A 17473-nucleotide genomic window follows, 5' to 3' on the forward strand; every position below is an offset into this window, starting at 1 on the left:
TTATGCCTTACCGTCTTGCGGTGCTGCTGACCATTATCTTAATTGTTCCACTAGGGTACTTCGTGCGATTCACGACGGCTTTACCTGGTTGGATAACAGATATTTCAGGCAGCTTGGCTTATCAGATTTTTTGGATGGCGCTCGTGCAGTTTTGCTTTCCAAAATTCTCGATCGCCAAAACTGCGATCTCAGTGTTCTGTTTTTCTTGTGCGATTGAGTTTCTGCAACTTTGGCAACCTCCTTTTCTACAAGCGATTCGTGCCACATTGCCAGGTCGTTTAGTCCTCGGAAATACCTTTGTGTGGTCGGATTTTCCGCCTTATGCGATCGGGTGTTTTTTAGGATGGCTTTTGCTGAGTGGAGTGCGGCAATTGCGATCAGAACCTGCGCGATCGCGAGTCTAGATTACGATCATCGCCACTCTGGGGAACTCTGGCTATGATGAACAGGTTCTAATGGAGCTTCCCCTATGCGCGATCGAATTGAGCAACTCACGCAACACTTAGCAACCGCGATCGTCGGTAAAGAAGAAGCGATTCAACTCGTTTTAGTTGCGCTGCTTTCTGGAGGTCACGCGCTGCTTGAAGATGTGCCTGGAGTTGGAAAAACTTTACTGGCAAAGTCTTTAGCGAAATCGATTCAAGGCAAGTTCCAACGGTTGCAATGTACTCCCGATTTACTACCAACCGATGTGACTGGGACAAACGTTTGGAATCCGCGCACGGGCGAATTTGAATTCATGGCAGGTCCGATTTTTGCCAATGTGTTGTTAGCCGATGAAATTAACCGAGCCACGCCCAGAACTCAATCGGCATTGCTCGAAGTAATGGAAGAACATCAAGTGACGATCGATGGAACCTCGCGCAAAGTTCCAGAGCCGTTTTTCGTCATTGCAACTCAGAATCCGGTGGAATATCAGGGCACATTTCCGCTCCCCGAAGCGCAAATGGATCGATTTGCGTTGTCGCTTTCTCTGGGCTATCCGACGGAAGCAGAAGAATTGAAAATGCTGGAGCGGTTGCAATCAGGACGGCGCGTTGAAGAGTTGCCGCCTTGCATTACGCTGGATGAGATTCGAGAACTGCAACAGCAGTGTGCTTTAGTTCGAGTGGAATCTTCGCTTCAGCAGTATTTATTGAACATTGTGCGATCGACGAGACACGATGAAGAAATCCTTCTCGGAGTCAGCCCCCGTGGAACAGTTGCGCTTCAGAAAGCAGTTCAAGCCTTTGCATTTCTAGAAGGCAGAGATTACGCCATTCCAGATGATGTCAAAGCGATCGCACCGCATGTGTTAGCCCATCGGATGATTGCAGCGAGCGGCAGACGATCACATGAGATTGTGGCGCGGCTGTTGGGGTCGATCGCGATCGGATAAGAACGTTTTGGCTTTGCTCAGCCTTCCAGAATAAAAAGATCGAGAAATTTCTCGATCTCTTTATTGTTCTATAGCACTCTACTTGCTGGAAGATACAGCACATGAGGCTTACGCTCATCAATGGGTTGCTGCTGCCCCAAAACTACCTTCTGTTTTGCGAGCCAAGCAGGTAGCTTGGAATTTGTTGGATAGTATTGATGAACGAAATCGATAAAATCATCAATCGTGCAAGGCTGATGTGTTCCTCCCATAAAATGCTGATGGAACTGATCATGAACTTCACAAGAGATCGTAATCAAGTTGTTCTCAACATCTGCAAGATGAGGATATGCATGAGACGCATATAGATGATGTGCTGCAAGATTAAAGTTATGAATTTTATCAGGCTTCTTTCCAGTCACCTGACATATCTTCTTATCGCGCTTCTTAGCTTGATCTTTTGCTTTCTGAATCGCTTTTTCTCGATCGAGAATTAGATTCACAATTGTATTTGCAACATAAGGCGGAGCCTCTTTACCAACATCGTCACACCACTCACGCCGATTTTTGCGAGTGAGTGTCGTACTAAACTGTTTTGCAAGCTTCATGACTCCAGGAAGCGAGTAGTATAACTCGTTTTTATCCCCAAAACTTTCATAGTCCTCACCCTCAATCAACGAGGTGTCTGTCCGCTTTGCCGCTTCCGCCATTTTGGAAAGATAAGACGCATTTGTGCCGAATATTGCAATCACATCAGCTTTGGAGAGAAAGAAGCGATTGTTGCGTTTAACGAGTGACGAGCAGTTATCTAGAATTTTTTTGCGAACAAAAGCACGACGAATATTGCGTTTCGTGTGTAAAAACCATTCCTTTAACACATCGAAAAAGCTCTGTTTACGATGCGTCTCCACGTAGCGTGCAATTGTATAAGCACCTGTAAAGGTGTACTCGCGCAATCCACTTTTAGAGACAATTCTGTAATCTTTGCCTTCTTCAAGCTCCCATTCATCATCAGGGATTGAATCAAAGAATTTTTCAAGATCGATCAGGTCTTGAGAACTAATCTTCAACATTTCGATCAGTTCTTTGGAGGGAATATAGATTTCTGCCATGTCTAGAAACTCTCCGTCAAACTGTTATAGAAGACGGTCAAGCGATGGAAAACTTTGGCATCGCCAGTTTCCTGATTATCTGGGTGATAGATCTTGCTGAGGTTGCGATAGGCAGACTTAATGGCTTCAACTTGTGCTGTTTTCGGATCGAGTCCAAAGATTCGCCAAGGTAGGTCGTACTTGAAAATATTGATCCCATTGATGCAACCATAGCCAGTCTCGCTATCTTCGCCAGGAAGAACGCCGATAAACTTACGATACAGTTGTTCCCATCCTTCTTTTTTGGTGAGGTCAAGTTTGCCCATCCCATCAGTTGCCATCTGGAAAAATCCAGATTTCTTTAATTCTGCTGTCGTGCTGACTCCAAAATGTTGGTAAGCTGCCTGCTTAATTTGAGTCAAAGTTAAAGGCTTAACTTTTGCAGGTGGTTTCGATTTCTTTTTGTGGTTATCAATCACAAACTGAGCAAAATCGCGAAGCGTCTTCGTATCGATGCTCTGAAGTTCTGAAAGACGAGAAATTTCGTTCTGAATCAGGTCATTAAGCTGTAGCTCAGTTTGCTCTTTACTACTCGCTTTTGCTGGTTTCTTCTTGGTTGTCGTTGCCATTATCTCTAAGCCGTATCGAGCGATGAATGTAAAGCAGGCATCGGGAACGATGCTCCCAGAATACCCGGATGAAATCGCGAGTTATCGTAATGTCTTCATCAAGCCACGGAGATTGGATAAGATTTGAGCGAGCAAGGCTTCGATCGTATGATCGCTTCGATCACTGATTCAAATGTTGATTCCGTTTCACGATTCCATCGTCTTGAACATGAAACACAGAGAGATGGCTCAATTCCGAACACTTTATTTCAGAAACGATGAAGTTATCATGAAGACTTCAGTATGAATACTATTCCAGTATATTTACGTAAGGATTGCTTGCGGTATCAGAGAGACACAGCTTTGAGAAAAAGCGATGAACCTATACAACTTAGTCTGATTGAGTCTTTAATTGCTGTGGAATCTGATCCGCTTCTAGAATCACAACTTTTCCATCTTGCCAAACTGCGATCGATTCTCCCAACCGTCGATGCCGCTCAAGTGCTTGAGAGATTCCTTCTTGAACTCCTTTGAGAATCTTTGCACGTCGATCTTTAATATCGTCGTTAGCCATCAATGCCTCTAGCGATTTGATCCCAGGTTTCTCGATCGTAAACAGTTAGAGACTAGTTGATCACTACCTCAGCTACAAATTGATCTGAATCTGGGATTGCGCGATCGCAATCTGCAACGAATCATTTGAACCGGGAAAGAGCATCTATGATAATGGTCATCACCTGATAGAGACAATGTGTGATTCATGGCGATGCTCCCCGGATTAAGCGATCGAGAAGTTCGAGAACAACAGTTAGCAGGCAACACGAACGACGTAAAACTGCCAACCAGTCGATCGTATGCACGCATCCTGCAAGAAAACCTGTTTACCTTTGTTAACGCCGTCTTTTTTGCGATTAGCGGCGTTTTCATTCTGCTACAACGCCCGAGTGATGCCGTCTTCGTAGCGGTGATTATTTTTAGCGGCGTTGTAATTGGAATCGTGCAAGAAATTTGGGCAAAGCAAAAGTTAGACGAAATCGCCTTGCTGAATCGACCTCATGCAACCGTGATTCGCAACGGGCAGGAGGTGAATATCGATCCCTGTGCAATCGTTCTCGGCGATGTACTGGTGCTGCGCCCAGGTGATCAAGTCCTCGTCGATGGACAAATTGTTGGAGAGGGGCGAGTCGAAATTGATGAATCTTTGTTGACTGGAGAATCAGATCTGATCGTAAAAGTCGCAGAGAAACCTGTCTATTCGGGCAGCTTTTGTGTCAGTGGAACGGCTTGCTATGAGGCGCAGAAAGTTGGAGCGGATACGGTTGCCTATCAGCTTACAGTGGGAGCGCGAGAATTTCGCCAAGTGTATACGCCGCTGCAAGCTGAGATTAATCTCATCATTCGGATTCTGTTACTCTTAGCATCGTTCTTATGGTTGCTCGTTGGCATTAGTTTTATTAGTCGATCGCAAACTCTCAATGAAGTTGTGCAGCGTGCTGCCGTGATCGCTGGATTGATTCCAGCCGGATTGTTATTAGCAATCACGCTTGCATATGCCATGGGTGCAATTCGGATGTTAGGACAAAATGTTTTGATTCAGCAAACGAATGCCGTCGAGTCACTCAGTAATATTGATGTCTTGTGTTTAGATAAGACGGGCACATTGACCACGAATCAGATTGAACTTCATTCTCTCCATCCATTAGGAATTCCTGAGGAAGAACTGAAATGGTTGATTGGGGATTTCGCAGCGAGTACTGCGTCTGGAAATCGGACGAGTGAAGCTGTTTTAATTGCCTGTTCTGGATATGCAAAGCCGATTCGGAATGAGATTCCCTTTTCATCAGCGCGGAAATGGAGCGCGATCGCATTTGAAGATCTCCCCGGAACCTACGTGATGGGTGCACCAGAAATCCTCATGAAGTCGATCGCGGTCACAGACGAAATTCTGAACTATATCGATGAACAGGTAAATCAGGGATTTCGAGTCGTTTTGTTTGCCCATACAGAATTTGAGATAGAGACGACGCTTCCGCCTCTGAAACCCTTAGGAATTCTCTGTTTTTCGGATCAACTTCGCCCTTCTGCACAGGAAACTCTACAAGGCTTTGTCAAAGCAGGCATCACGCTCAAAATCATTTCAGGAGACAATCCCCAAACCGTTGCAGCATTAGCAAAACAGGCGGGCTTCACCGACGAGGTTCGAGTCATCTCAGGCGCAGAACTGGCTCAAATGGATGACGCTCAATTTGTGCAGGCGGCAAGAAATTACAACGTATTTGGGCGCATTACACCTCAGCAAAAAGCACAACTCGTTCGCAGCCTGAGACGCAGCGGTTCTTATGTCGCGATGACTGGAGACGGTGTGAATGATGTGCTGTCGCTGAAACAGGCGAATCTCGGAATCGCAATGGAGAGCGGGAGTAAAGCGACTCGCAGCATTGCGGACATTGTGTTGCTCAAAGATACATTTGAAGCGTTACCGCATACTTTTTTGGAAGGACAACGGATCCAGAATGGCATTCGAGATGTCGTTAAGCTCTTTATGGTGCGATTGAGTTGTGTCGCGTTGTTGATTTTTGCGATCGCGATTGTCTCAGATAGCTTCCCCTTATTAAACAAACATAGTGCGATCGTCACGTTGATTGGAGTTGGCATTCCAACCACTTTTATTCCAATCTGGGCGCAACCGGGAGAATGCCAGAAACGGAGTTTAGTCCGATCAATGCTCCATTTTGTGATTCCTGCGACAATTACCATCACTTTAGTGTCACTGACAGTGTATCTATTTTATTTAGTCAGCGCTGCTTTAGACTTACCTCCGAATATTGGTCTAACTAAGATCGAATTCAATATTCCTCGGACTGCACTTGTGACAATTTTAGTATTTTGTGAACTGCTGTTAATCCCATTCTTAAAACCACCGACAACCGCTTGGGTGGGAGGAGAACCGCTGAGCGGAGATTGGCGCTATACCTGGGTTGCGTTAGCGCTGCTGGTTGTTTATTTACTCATTTTATTTATTCCGCCGCTCCGAACGTTTTTTGAGCTTTCTCAAATTAGTGTGCAGGACTGTCTCTTCCTAGGATTAGTTGCGCTAGAGTGGGGATTGATCGTGCGACTCGCTTGGCGAACTCGGTTTCTCGATCGCTTTTTAGGCGTGGATTTGGAGTAGCCCTCATGAGAGAAGTACCATCTAGAATTCCACAGTACAAAGTCTCGATTTGGGAAACGGTCGCGATCGTACTCGGCGCGATCGCCACATTAGGAGTTGGTTTAACAGGGTTAGCGCTCAAGTTTTTGAGCAACGCGGCAACCCCCCAACGGGCAGAAGCGATCGCCAGCAATATTATGGGTTATTCACTGCCAGGAGCATCACAGGGCTTATTGGGCGTGAATCTTGCAGGGGCGAAAGTGGCATTGATCGCCAGCGAAGGAGATGAGCCGGACATTCAGCTCTTAGTCGCACGGGTTCCCATCGAACAAGAATCGGGACGCAAGCAAGTCGATCGCATTTTAGATAGCATTGCCCTGGGTGCGGATGAGGAAGAACTGAAGATTAAATCCGTGCGGGTGGAGAACAAAAATCTCTGTGGCACGTCTACCTCAGTTGTGATTCGCGAAGGGCAGTTGAAGTACCCCGATTCTCCTGAGCAAGCTACCGTGATTTATCGCGCTAGTGTGAATTTAGAAGATAGTCGGTATGTTGTGAATTTGCTGACGAATGGACAGGATCTCAAAACGGCAGCAGAAAAAGCCTCGACTGTATTTGATTCGCTTCAGTGTAAACAGTAGCGCGCTTAGATTTTAGAGGTTGATTTTAGATTGTGAAGATTATTCGTCGTGTCGTGCGAGTCTCACGTAAAACAGTGTTATGGTTGGCGATCGCGACTTTTGTCTTTGCGATCATGTCTCATTCGGTCGTTGATGCGATCGCATCTGCACAACCCGATTGGATCAAGCGTAGCAACGAGAATACAAATTTATTGACCGAAGCCGAATCAGCCAAACAATGTAGCGATTTAGCCCTGAGCAAATCCCTGCTGCAACTGGATTCAAACTATGGACAGTGCCGTGAGAAAGGCATCAATACTCTCCTTCAAAGGTTTCAGACGAAGCTCAAACAAGAACGCGATCCTGCCGTAAAACTCGATTTAGAAATTCTGATCCAGTCTGCAACTGAATCATTGAAATCAGATGAATTCCATCGCCAACTTCGCCTACCTTATGTCGATTTAGCTAAAGAGATTCACAATAGCTTAGATGATTTGAGCAGACCGGATCTCGTGAAACTATTGCAGCAATTGAATGGAGACGAAACGGGAAAACCAGCGATCGCGACTTTAGCCATTCAAAATCTGCGCGGATCTGTGTCTCGTCCCAATATTTTCTTTCCCTCTAAGTCGCAAATCGAGAAGGATTTATCGAATACATCCTTTCAACTAGAGCGAATTCAGAAACGCTTAGAGCAACAGAAAATCGATCAAGAAAGTTATACAAAGCTGAAAGCTCAAATCACAGAATATACAACTTTTGTCCGACAAGAAATTTTACCGAAATCAAGATTAGATTTTCGATTGTCACCGGAACTTTACGCACTGGAATTACAAGAACGAGGCGTTGAAATCTCGATCGATGAACTGCTCAAGCAAGCTCACACTGCATTTGAATCCATCCAACAAGAAATGGATGTCCTCGCGGCTCAAGTTGCGAAACAAAAAGGCTTACAAACCACAGGATATCGAGAAGTCATTCGCAGTTTGAAAAAAGAACAATTACCCGCAGACAAGATTCTGCCTCAATATGAACAACGCCAAAAGGATCTTGAAGCGATCATTCGACGAGAAAAGCTTGTCACATTGCCAAAACGAAATCTGACCATTCGCTTAACCAACGATCGAGAAAACACCAATTTCCCAGTTCCCCAATATTTCCCGCCCAAATCCTCGCAAAAAACTGCGGGTGTGTTCATTGTTCCACTGCTAAAACCTGACAAACAGCCGCGAGCTTACGATGACTTTACCTATCCCGCCGTTGCCTGGACACTGACCGCACATGAAGGTAGACCCGGACACGATTTACAATTCACGACGATTCAGGACAAAGGCACGTCAGAAGCGCGATCGCGCTTTGGTTACAATCCTGCAAATCATGAAGGATGGGCACTATATGCAGAAGCCATTACGTTGCCATTTATGCCGATCGAGGGGCAATTTATTTCGCTCCAGTTTCAGTTACTCCGAGCAGCACGAGCATTTCTGGAGCCAGAACTGCATCTCGGAAAAGTCTCGATCGACGAAGCCATGCGAATTCTGACTGAAGATGTTGGATTCTCAAAGTTCTTTGCTCAGCAAGAAATTAATCGTTACACGGTGAAACTTCCGGGTCATGCGCCTTCTTATTTCTACGGCTATCAGAAGCTCATGCAGCTTCGTCAAGAAGTCGAAAAACAGATGGGTCAGCAGTTTAATCAAACTGCTTTTCACGATTTTATTTTGGCTCAAGGTTTTATGCCGCAACAGTTACTCCGCCAAACCGTGTTAGAGCAATTTGTAGCCGCAAAAACCAAATCATTTCCTTCTTATCTCAGATAGTGAACTTTTCTGAAGCATTTGTCAGGATCAGCCCCCCGTCATACTTACAATGGTCTCGAATTCTTTTTGTTCTCTTCAGAATCATTAGGAAATATTAAGATATGGCTGACGAGCTTATTAAACCTTACAACGGCGATCCGTTCACAGGACATCTCTCGACCCCTATCAGTGATTCTGGCTTCACCCGCGCTTTCATCGGTAACCTCCCGGCTTACCGGAAAGGCTTATCGCCCCTGTTGCGCGGTCTTGAAATCGGAATGGCACATGGGTACTTTTTGGTCGGTCCTTGGACGCTCCTAGGTCCTCTGCGCGACTCTGATCATGCAGCAGTTGGCGGATTAATTTCTGCAATTGCATTGATTTTGATCGCAACGGCTTGCCTTTCAACCTATGGCTTAGCTACTTTCCAAGGAGATAATGACTCCGCAACAGATTCGCTGCAAACCTCTGAAGGTTGGAGCCAATTTGCAGGTGGATTCTTCGTCGGAGCAACCGGTGGCGCAGCCGTTGCTTTCTTGCTCCTATCGAACTTCCCGATCATCGATAAAATCTTCACGGGCGCATTTAACTAGAGTTTAACTAGATTTCTACCCGTACTGAAATATCTTGCCAATTTAGCTCGATCGCCTTTGTCGATCGAGCTTTTTTGTGCTGCCTTACCTACAGCCCTGAAAAGATAAGCGATTGCTCTTTCTCCCCACTCCCCACTCTCTCACTTAAAATCAATGCAATAAATTCGCCAAAATCCGCCAGACATGGTATACCCTGTTAACTGCAAATTCTGGTGAACGCCTCTTTACCGACCTATGCCTGACATGCAACCCTGGGAATTTTTAATTCAGCAAGATGGCGATCGCGCTTGGCTACCGCTCGACACCGCCGATGTCGAGATTCTCGAAGGTCGGTATCGCATCGCCGCAAAATCTCTACTCAAAAACACCTCGGTTTCAGTCCGAGTCCGCTACGATGCGATCGACGAAATTCCTCCCAAACGCCGGACTCAGACTCGCACTCAGCAGACCAACCAGAAAGGACTGATGGTAGTCATTCCCTACACAACCCTCCTTCCCGGTTTCTGGGAGTTTCAATGCACCTCTGAAACAGGAACCGTGCAGTCAATGCAGTTGAAAGTTTTATCGATCGCGGCTGATCTCGTCGAAGATTGGAACCCTGACTGGGAAGACGCAGAGCACGCCACGCTCGAATTTGTCGCCCCTGCTTTAGAATCCGACCTGTTAGAACCCAAAGAAACGTCTGCTGATTTACTTTCTATCGATGATATTCTGCAGGATGCCGAATCCGAATCCGGCACGATCGCAGACGAGATTTTACGAGAATATGGCTTAGTTTCAGAATCGCCTTATGAAGATTTCAGAGTGCCACAGAATCCGATGTTGCCGGATTCTGTTGTGGCGATCGCGCTCGTGCAAGACACCTTTATTGCTAATCGCGGTGAACCGTTAACGATCTCGGGGCAAATTGCGTCTGAAGAATTGACCGAAATCGCTCATGCAGAACTGCGAATCTGTCTGCGTGATCCCCAAAGCTCGAAAATGCTTCTAGAAACCCGCGAAATGCTTCAAAACGAAGCTTTACCCTTTCAGTTGAAGTATCGCGTCACCTTGCCGATTGAACTCAAGACTCAGGTCATTTTGGGCGAGATCACCCTGCACGATCTCAGAGTGGAAGGTCATCCTGCGTTAGCAACCCAATCTTTTAGTTTGATGTCTGCTGTAGATGAGCTAGTCGATGCGATGCACGAAGCGAAGCGAAGCGATCGCAACATGGCAGAAGACATGCTCGATCTCCCGACGACTCACCCCACTGCTGCACATCCCCCGCTCAATCTCACATTTCTGAATTTCGTCACAACTGCCAAAGAATCTGAAGGCACAAACTTTACGGTCAAAGAATCTTCCAGTTTGCCGCCGCAACTGCACCAACCCAATCCGTATGTCCGCCGCAAGCTCGACCTTCCTACTTTTGGCATTCAGCCTGATGTCGCGAACCCGGAATACACCGATGGAACTCAGCTAGAAATTCCGCTCTCTGGCGCATTTGTCCCACTTGAAGTCACACCAGACCCAATTCAAGAGCCAGAACCGATTCAAGAGCCAGAACCGCCTAAGGTAGAAGATCTCTATCTCGCGCCGCTCGAAGAATCTGCACCTGCCAGCGACCTCAAAGTTCAAGCAGACGATCGAGATTCCATCCCCGAAACTGCCACACTCAATCTTCAGCCTAGTTCTGATGAGGTCGTCAATGAGTTTGTGGTTGATGACGAGCCGATTTTACCTCTGAATGATCTGATTATTTCGCGTCGTAATCACTCGATCGCATCTGAACGTGCCCGTAATCCACTGCTGCTGCCTGAAACGGAGCCTGTCCCCGATCCGATCGTTCTGATTGCTGAACCAGAACTCATCGGTGGAAAATCAACGACTGTCCGCCTCAAACTCCCAGACATTGTGCCGAAAATTTATGCCAAGCTCTGGGTGAGCGATCGCCAAAATCGCAGCTTAATCGAACCCTCACGCTGGATCATCGACTTCAAACCGGACGGACATGGCAACCTTGAAGCCACCACCGAAATCAAAGTCCCCTTTGAGTGTGTTGAAATTCAAATCGAAGCGATCGCCGTTGAAGTGATGACGAATCGAGAAAGCCACAAGGTTATTGTGACTCGCCAAGTTGTCCCGGAAGAACTGCCGGACTTATGGCTCGACGATCTCGATACGGACTCGATTTCCTTATAGCTCAGCCCAACTCTGACAAACCTAACCTGAAACCATTGAGCTTTTCCAAAAGCAGTTGTCCCTGTCAGAACGTCTTCTAATGTTAAGAATTCTAAGAGCAACGCGCTCAGCGTTACCCAAGGCATGTAAATTCACAAATGGAATCATCTAACGAATAGGAAACTTTTCTTATGACAGGTTCATATGCAGCTTCATATCTGCCTTGGATTCTCATTCCCGTTGTGACCTGGTTACTTCCCACGGTTGTCATGGGCTTGTTGTTCTTGTACATCGAACGTGAAGATCCAAGCGGCATCTAAGCCTCTTGGTTCCAAACGCATTAGCAAAACAAAGCCGCCTAGTACTAGGCGGCTTTTTCTTATCTTTGAATGAACTTACAGCGAAGAGCCAATGCTGGTATAAGAACCATAGAAAAACAAGCTCATTACACCGATCACGCCCAAGCCTGCAACAGTTGCTACAAGCCACAGGGGAATTCTTCCACCAGTCTGCACGGTCTTACCTCCTAACTAAAACAGCAATCTGAACAATCAAACACTAATTGAAAAAATAGCTAGAGAACAAAATTCCCAGCGTAAAAATCAACAAAAGCCCCAAATACAGAGAAGTCCGGTTAAGTTCAACGGGCTGCTTGTTAGGGTTGGGAGCGCCTTTAATTCCTGCCACGGTTCAAACTCCTATCGTTGAATAAATTGCATCGACGCGATCGCGCCAATGAAGAAGATTGCTGGCACAGCCAAAGTATGAACTGCCAACCAGCGGACTGTAAAAATCGGATATGAAATAGGTTCGTTCGGGGTGTTGCCTGTCATAATTTTCTCAACCTTTTTGACTCAAAACTACTTTCCAACTTGCGAAGCAAATTTATCCACTTGCTGTTTTGCAGCCGAGCGGTTGCTGACGATCGGAAGCTGCTCTTGACGTGCAGTTGGATAGTATTCGTTCGGGCGAGGCGTGCCAAACACGTCATACGCCAATCCCGTACTGACAAACAACCATCCCGCAATGAACAATGCCGGAATCGTGATGCTGTGAATAATCCAGTAGCGAATGCTAGTTACAATGTCGCCAAACGGGCGCTCACCAGTAGTACCTGCCATGTTTGCTCTCTCCAGAAGTCAACGAACAAAAGCCTTATCTGTATCATACGGGACGGGAGATGCCCTCACAAGTCGATCGTTAAAATTTGATCCCGTGTTTCTCATAATTGGGGAGATAGGGAGTGGGGGAGTTTATAAAATAGTCACCCTTCACTCCTTCCCCTATTCCCCTAATTTCTAAGCCACCGGCTCATATTTCAACAACGTGCCGCGTTGTCCCATAATGAAACCTGTCTTCGAGTCAAAGAACATAATCCTGTAGAGGTTCGCTGGAATGTTCTCAACATCGCGATCCTTTTGCCAAGATTTACCGCCATCGAAGCTAGCTAACAGGTTGCCACTGCCACCGACGACCCAGAGTTCATTCGGTGTGCGATAGCCGAGATCCAATAAACCCCAACTGGTTGAGAATTCAGGATTCTGTGCTTCTGACCAGTCTTCAGGACTCGCTGAATTTGTGAATTGAATCTGCCCGCCTCTTGCCAACATCCACAGCCGACCATCTGGCGCAAATCCCATATTTTGTAATTTGCGTGAGCTATTCCGGTTGAAAGGCTGCCAAATGTCTTGACCGGGTTCCCAAGTTGAGAAGAAGTTTCCGGTCGAAGATACTGCAAGGTATTTTCCGTCGGGAGTGCGATCGATACTCCGCATCACCCCAAACGCTTCTTTCACCAAAGCTTTCCAGTTTTTACCACCGTCCGTTGTGCGATACACTGCTCCAACGTCCGTGGTCATCTCAGCCGTATCTTTGCCCAATGCAACGATCTTCTCAGGAGAGCCAGGAAGCTTGCTGCTCAATGGCAGACGTGCCCAAGACTTACCGCCATCACCCGTATGCAGCAGAATCGAAGGCTGTCCAGCAATCCAACCATCATCTCCAGAAAAATTTACTGAAGTCAGACGATAGGACTGCTCACCTAAATTCAGAATCTTTTGCTTCCAGGATTTTCCGCCATTTGTAGTTTCGAGCAATGCCGTATTGGTGCCGACCATCCAGCCATGCTGCTTGTCACCGGTGAAGCTAATATCGAGCATATTTTCTTCGATCGGTAACGGAACCACCTGCCAGGGATTATTCACAACCGCTGGCAAAAACCCTTTACATCCAGTCGCCAGGAAGACAACTGCCAATAATATTACAAACTGTTTCCAGGCTCTCAAAATCCGATACATTGCACTTGATCTCAATAAATAAAAGGGTTCGTTACTGTAAGCCATAAAGACTTAAAAAGAAAATAAATCCAACAATCAGCGCACCGAAAATTAGCAGGTTTTTCTGCCCCGGTGTTAAGGTATTCACCCCAAACCCATATCCCAAATTTTGCTTAAATCCAGACGGAGCATTGAGCGGACCAATATTCTGAAAGCGTTTCTTAGGAGCGCCACAGACTGGGCATTTCCAGGTAATTGGCAATTCCTCAAATGCAACACCTGCAGCGATGCCTGAGCGATCGTCGCCTTTGGTCGGCTGATAGATATATCCACAAGCCGCACACTCATGTTGATCCATATCTTTTGGCTCAAGCGGTGCAGGCGTTTCGACGGCATTCTCTTGGGGTTCAACAGATTCGGTACTCATGGCAAACGTCAGGGAGTTACCCAAACCTTAAAATGTACGTTAATTATTATGACATTTTGCGATCATTCTGAACGTCGATCGAGGGATTGCGTATCACATATACTGATCTGGGAGTTGAATCTGATTCTGATAGATTTTTCTTGATGGCTTCGATTTAGAAGCGATCTCTGAAAGTTCTTGATTTAGTAAGTATTTCAGCGCACCATGAGAAATTGCAGCACACTATAATAATGAGAGTGTAAAGCGCGAAGTCCATTTTTGTAGAACGAGAGGCGGCGAATACCTGTGTATGTCCTAAGTGGTTATGAATATCTTTTAGGCTTTTTGCTGATTTGCAGCTTAGTTCCGGTTCTGGCTCTTCTGGCTTCTAAGCTAGTTCGCCCTAGCCGTCGAGGTCCTGAACGCCGTACGACGTACGAATCCGGAATGGAGCCAATGGGCGGAGCCTGGATTCAGTTTAATATCCGTTATTACATGTTTGCCTTGGTCTTTGTGATCTTCGACGTGGAAACGGTGTTTTTGTATCCCTGGGCGGTCGCTTTCAATCGTTTAGGCTTGTTAGCGTTTATTGAAGCCCTAATTTTCATTGCAATTCTAGTTGTTGGACTCGTCTACGCTTGGCGCAAAGGAGCATTGGAATGGTCATGAATCCAGAAGCGGCTTCGCTCAATGGCGGGTCGATTATTAATCCGATCGAGCGTCCTAGTGTGACGCAAGAATTGTCGGAAAATGTCATTTTGACGACGGTAGACGATTTGTATAACTGGGCAAGACTTTCGAGTCTGTGGCCTTTGTTGTTTGGAACCGCTTGCTGCTTTATCGAATTTGCAGCTTTGATTGGTTCAAGATTTGACTTCGATCGCTTTGGATTGGTTCCGCGATCGACCCCCCGCCAAGCTGATTTGATTATTACGGCTGGCACGATCACGATGAAAATGGCTCCGGCGCTCGTTCGTCTTTATGAACAAATGCCTGAACCGAAATATGTGATCGCAATGGGCGCTTGCACAATCACGGGTGGAATGTTCAGTGTAGACTCACCGACCGCAGTGCGAGGCGTTGACAAACTGATTCCGGTAGATATTTATTTACCCGGTTGTCCTCCTCGTCCTGAAGCGATCGTGGATGCGATCATCAAACTGCGCAAAAAAGTTTCTAACGAATCGATTCAAGAACGTGCTCAGTTGCGTCAAACTCATCGCTACTACAGCACGACTCACAGCATGATTCCTGCTGAAGTAATTCACGATGGGAAATATCTCCAAGCTGAAAGCCGGATTGCGCCGCCGCGTGAATTGGCTGAAGCAATGGGTCTAGAAGTCCCGGCAGTCTTGCAAGAAGCAAAGGAGGGTGTCGATCGTGGCTGAAGAACAACAATCAACGATCGTTGAAGCGGGTAAAACCTCAAAGTGGCTGACTGAGAACGGTTTTGATCATGAATTCATCGGCTTGGATGCAAGCGGTGTAGAAATGATCAAAGTTGAGCCAGAATTGCTGATTCCTTTTGCAACAGCACTTCAAGCGTATGGGTTTAACTGTCTTCAGTGTCAAGGTGCTTATGATGTCGGTCCTGGCGATCAGTTGGTGAGTTTTTACCATCTGATTAAGGTGAGCGACAATGTGGTCAAACCGGATGAAGTTCGGTTGAAAGTCTTTTTGCCGCGTGAAGATCCGAGCGTGCCTTCGGTGTTCTGGATTTGGAAAGGAGCAGATTGGCAAGAACGTGAATCCTACGATATGTATGGGATTGTCTACGAAGGACATCCCAATCTGAAGCGATTGTTGATGCCAGAAGATTGGGTTGGCTATCCGCTTCGCAAAGATTACATTGCTCACGATTTCTACGAATTGCAGGACGCTTACTAAGCTTCTCGAATTCAATTTCAAAAGCTCTCTTGAATACTCAGGAGAGCTTTTGTATTTCAGAAACTTAGGAATCTCTATTTAAGCGCTCAACTTTCCAACAGATCGAAGCTGCTCAAGAATAAATTGCTTCCTTCCCTTCTCCCAATAAGGAACCTGAATTAGTGTAATGCCGAATCTCTGACACAGGTCTTCTTTGAGCTTGTCCGTTTGCTGAATCTCCGCAAGTGTTCTTCCTTGCTGATGAATTGGAACTTCCATGTAATGATACTCGCCCTGATATTCAAAGGCGATTTTTAGATCCTGGTTATATCCATCCAGTTCTAGAGATGTACCTTTACTCGACTTCAACCAGCTTGGGCGAGACTTCGGAAACTTAGCATTGAAGATTTCTTCAAAAATTCGTCGAGTTTCAGCTTCAGACTTCCAAATGCTTTCATTAGAGATTGGTTCGATCGAAAACTGAGTAATATAGTCTTCAAGGTTATGCGTATACCAACTATGGAACAACGAGCAATAATCGTGTTGAATAGATAGTTTCGGATTAGCGCATAAGCGAGTGAAAACATCAAACAGTGGAAATGCAGCTACAGCGGAAACAGTTAACCAAGCATATTCAATTGAAGTAGCATCCAATGGATCAATTGGATTAAGAAAAGTCCATGCTCTATCAGCATAAAATGCTTCCTCAATAGAAGAGCCAGTTACGAAGAAATCTACAGAAAAATCATTGCAATAGTCGATTAAAAATTCAAGAAGACCCAAGTGCTCTGCGGTACTTACAAACAGATTTCTAACATCTTGGGTATATCGATAAAACACGTAGGGCATTAGCATTGCACCAACCAGAACACCCTCCGTGTCAAAATCGCCTAAATATGCACCGAAAATGCCAAAGTGCTGTTTCGCAAAACCACCTCGCGCTTTTGGAATAGAAGCACTTCCACTGCCGCGTAACACAACACAAGAAGCATCAGGCACATTTCTAGAAGGTTGATAAGGTCTATCTGAGCGCTGTTTATCTCCTGTATATCCGCCAGAGTTTTTAGAAGAAGTTGGCAAAAACGAGGTTCTATATCTTTGATGAACTTCAATGCCATAGACTTGACGAATAAGTTCATTGATTTTGAATTGAATTGCAGCAAGTTTTGGATGAAAAACTTCTCCTAGAGCATCATTGCGCTCCCACCCCAAGGGCATCTCAAAAACCTTTAAGTCATCTGGGACAAACATTTCTTCAGAGCCTAATTTTAGTTCTGAAAATATTGTTCCGCAGACCAACTAGGAGATAACGCAGAGTAAGAGTTCTATTGCAGGGGTGCATAGTGAAGTTGTATTACTTGATCTGCACTCAAAGTCTCAACTGCATAGGTTTTTCCCTGAAGATCAACGAATTCAACTTCAAAAGTTTCAGGATCATAAATTTCTACGATCGTTCCAACCTGTCCTTTATAGAGACTTTGTTCTGGTAAATCTTTCGTTAGTGCAACCACATCTAAAAGTTTCATATTTTTGCTCCTTGTAG

The 17473-nt window shown here is 45.8% G+C and carries 22 protein-coding genes; 11 read left to right on the forward strand and 11 right to left on the reverse strand.

Translation table 11 applies throughout. The features are described 5' to 3' along the window. The first annotated feature begins 2 nt into the window (after positions 1 to 2). Both J0L70_RS08770 and J0L70_RS08775 read left to right on the forward strand, forming a co-directional pair. Complete coding sequence (locus tag J0L70_RS08770) at positions 3 to 404, forward strand: ribosomal maturation YjgA family protein (RefSeq protein ID WP_287454103.1); 402 nt, start codon at positions 3 to 5, stop codon at positions 402 to 404. A gap of 65 nt (positions 405 to 469) precedes the next feature. Further along, positions 470 to 1378 carry an AAA family ATPase gene (locus J0L70_RS08775; RefSeq protein WP_017290016.1) on the forward strand — a complete coding sequence of 303 codons (909 nt, stop codon included), beginning with the start codon at positions 470 to 472 and terminating at the stop codon, positions 1376 to 1378. Between the two features lie 68 nt (positions 1379 to 1446). On the opposite strand, the gene J0L70_RS08780 is transcribed toward J0L70_RS08775, so the two are convergent. The 3 genes from J0L70_RS08780 to J0L70_RS08790 all read right to left on the reverse strand — a co-directional run bounded on the left by J0L70_RS08780 (position 1447) and on the right by J0L70_RS08790 (position 3630). Next, positions 1447 to 2469, reverse strand: coding sequence for a hypothetical protein (locus J0L70_RS08780; protein ID WP_287454104.1), 1023 nt, complete (start codon positions 2467 to 2469; stop codon positions 1447 to 1449). Between the two features lie 2 nt (positions 2470 to 2471). After that, positions 2472 to 3077, reverse strand: a complete 606-nt coding sequence (locus tag J0L70_RS08785; protein WP_287454105.1) for a J domain-containing protein — start codon at positions 3075 to 3077, stop codon at positions 2472 to 2474. A gap of 370 nt (positions 3078 to 3447) precedes the next feature. Continuing rightward, entirely contained in the window at positions 3448 to 3630 is a 183-nt protein-coding gene (locus J0L70_RS08790; protein WP_287454106.1) for a hypothetical protein, read from the reverse strand. 186 nt (positions 3631 to 3816) lie between these two features. On the opposite strand from J0L70_RS08790, the gene J0L70_RS08795 reads away from it, so the two are divergent. The 6 genes from J0L70_RS08795 (at position 3817) to J0L70_RS08820 (ending at position 11702) form a co-directional block, all read left to right on the forward strand. Next, positions 3817 to 6228 carry an HAD-IC family P-type ATPase gene (locus J0L70_RS08795; RefSeq protein ID WP_287454107.1) on the forward strand — a complete coding sequence of 804 codons (2412 nt, stop codon included), beginning with the start codon at positions 3817 to 3819 and terminating at the stop codon, positions 6226 to 6228. Positions 6229 to 6233: 5 nt separating this feature from the next. After that, complete coding sequence (locus J0L70_RS08800) at positions 6234 to 6848, forward strand: hypothetical protein (RefSeq protein ID WP_287454108.1); 615 nt, start codon at positions 6234 to 6236, stop codon at positions 6846 to 6848. Positions 6849 to 6880: 32 nt separating this feature from the next. Continuing rightward, positions 6881 to 8647, forward strand: coding sequence for a DUF885 domain-containing protein (locus tag J0L70_RS08805; RefSeq protein ID WP_287454109.1), 1767 nt, complete (start codon positions 6881 to 6883; stop codon positions 8645 to 8647). Positions 8648 to 8748: 101 nt separating this feature from the next. Then, positions 8749 to 9219, forward strand: coding sequence for a photosystem I reaction center protein subunit XI (locus J0L70_RS08810; protein WP_017290020.1), 471 nt, complete (start codon positions 8749 to 8751; stop codon positions 9217 to 9219). A gap of 234 nt (positions 9220 to 9453) precedes the next feature. Then, positions 9454 to 11403 carry a hypothetical protein gene (locus J0L70_RS08815; protein ID WP_287454110.1) on the forward strand — a complete coding sequence of 650 codons (1950 nt, stop codon included), beginning with the start codon at positions 9454 to 9456 and terminating at the stop codon, positions 11401 to 11403. 170 nt (positions 11404 to 11573) lie between these two features. After that, the gene (locus tag J0L70_RS08820; RefSeq protein WP_017290022.1) at positions 11574 to 11702 is read left to right on the forward strand and encodes a photosystem I reaction center subunit VIII; all 129 of its coding nucleotides are present in this window, start codon (positions 11574 to 11576) and stop codon (positions 11700 to 11702) included. A gap of 75 nt (positions 11703 to 11777) precedes the next feature. Here the strand turns inward: J0L70_RS08820 and J0L70_RS08825 are convergent, their stop codons facing one another. The 6 genes from J0L70_RS08825 to J0L70_RS08850 form a co-directional block, all read right to left on the reverse strand. Continuing rightward, positions 11778 to 11897 (reverse strand): photosystem II reaction center protein J, encoded by a 120-nt coding sequence (locus J0L70_RS08825; protein ID WP_071596184.1) that lies wholly within the window; start codon positions 11895 to 11897, stop codon positions 11778 to 11780. 43 nt (positions 11898 to 11940) lie between these two features. Next, a complete protein-coding gene (psbL, locus tag J0L70_RS08830) occupies positions 11941 to 12069 on the reverse strand; it encodes a photosystem II reaction center protein PsbL (RefSeq protein ID WP_431191177.1) in 129 nt (42 codons plus the stop codon). 11 nt (positions 12070 to 12080) lie between these two features. Beyond that, complete coding sequence (gene psbF / locus J0L70_RS08835; protein WP_017290023.1) at positions 12081 to 12215, reverse strand: cytochrome b559 subunit beta; 135 nt, start codon at positions 12213 to 12215, stop codon at positions 12081 to 12083. Positions 12216 to 12242: 27 nt separating this feature from the next. Further along, the gene (psbE, locus tag J0L70_RS08840) at positions 12243 to 12503 is read right to left on the reverse strand and encodes a cytochrome b559 subunit alpha (protein ID WP_017290024.1); all 261 of its coding nucleotides are present in this window, start codon (positions 12501 to 12503) and stop codon (positions 12243 to 12245) included. A gap of 177 nt (positions 12504 to 12680) precedes the next feature. Further along, on the reverse strand, positions 12681 to 13724 hold the full coding sequence (locus J0L70_RS08845) for a photosynthesis system II assembly factor Ycf48 (protein WP_017290025.1): 1044 nt from the start codon (positions 13722 to 13724) through the stop codon (positions 12681 to 12683). Beyond that, positions 13711 to 14085, reverse strand: coding sequence for a rubredoxin (locus tag J0L70_RS08850; RefSeq protein WP_017290026.1), 375 nt, complete (start codon positions 14083 to 14085; stop codon positions 13711 to 13713). Before J0L70_RS08850 ends, J0L70_RS08845 begins: the two co-directional genes overlap by 14 nt. A 285-nt stretch (positions 14086 to 14370) precedes the next feature. Between J0L70_RS08850 and ndhC the strand changes: the two genes are divergently transcribed. From ndhC to J0L70_RS08865, 3 genes are read left to right on the forward strand one after another with little or no spacing between them, the layout of a single operon-like run. Beyond that, the gene (ndhC, locus tag J0L70_RS08855) at positions 14371 to 14733 is read left to right on the forward strand and encodes a photosynthetic/respiratory NAD(P)H-quinone oxidoreductase subunit C (protein WP_026148871.1); all 363 of its coding nucleotides are present in this window, start codon (positions 14371 to 14373) and stop codon (positions 14731 to 14733) included. Then, positions 14724 to 15452 carry a photosynthetic/respiratory NAD(P)H-quinone oxidoreductase subunit K gene (gene ndhK / locus J0L70_RS08860; RefSeq protein WP_026148872.1) on the forward strand — a complete coding sequence of 243 codons (729 nt, stop codon included), beginning with the start codon at positions 14724 to 14726 and terminating at the stop codon, positions 15450 to 15452. The genes ndhC and ndhK overlap by 10 nt, the downstream gene beginning before the upstream one ends. Continuing rightward, positions 15445 to 15951 carry an NAD(P)H-quinone oxidoreductase subunit J gene (locus tag J0L70_RS08865; protein ID WP_502711025.1) on the forward strand — a complete coding sequence of 169 codons (507 nt, stop codon included), beginning with the start codon at positions 15445 to 15447 and terminating at the stop codon, positions 15949 to 15951. Before ndhK ends, J0L70_RS08865 begins: the two co-directional genes overlap by 8 nt. Before the next feature lie 78 nt (positions 15952 to 16029). Here the strand turns inward: J0L70_RS08865 and J0L70_RS08870 are convergent, their stop codons facing one another. Both J0L70_RS08870 and J0L70_RS08875 read right to left on the reverse strand, forming a co-directional pair. Then, positions 16030 to 17181, reverse strand: a complete 1152-nt coding sequence (locus J0L70_RS08870; RefSeq protein ID WP_287454112.1) for a hypothetical protein — start codon at positions 17179 to 17181, stop codon at positions 16030 to 16032. 74 nt (positions 17182 to 17255) lie between these two features. Continuing rightward, on the reverse strand, positions 17256 to 17456 hold the full coding sequence (locus J0L70_RS08875; RefSeq protein ID WP_287454113.1) for a DUF4926 domain-containing protein: 201 nt from the start codon (positions 17454 to 17456) through the stop codon (positions 17256 to 17258). Positions 17457 to 17473: the final 17 nt, after the last annotated feature.

This window comes from Leptolyngbya sp. UWPOB_LEPTO1, from assembly GCF_017302695.1.
Taxonomy (GTDB): Bacteria; Cyanobacteriota; Cyanobacteriia; order Leptolyngbyales; family Leptolyngbyaceae; genus Leptolyngbya; species Leptolyngbya boryana.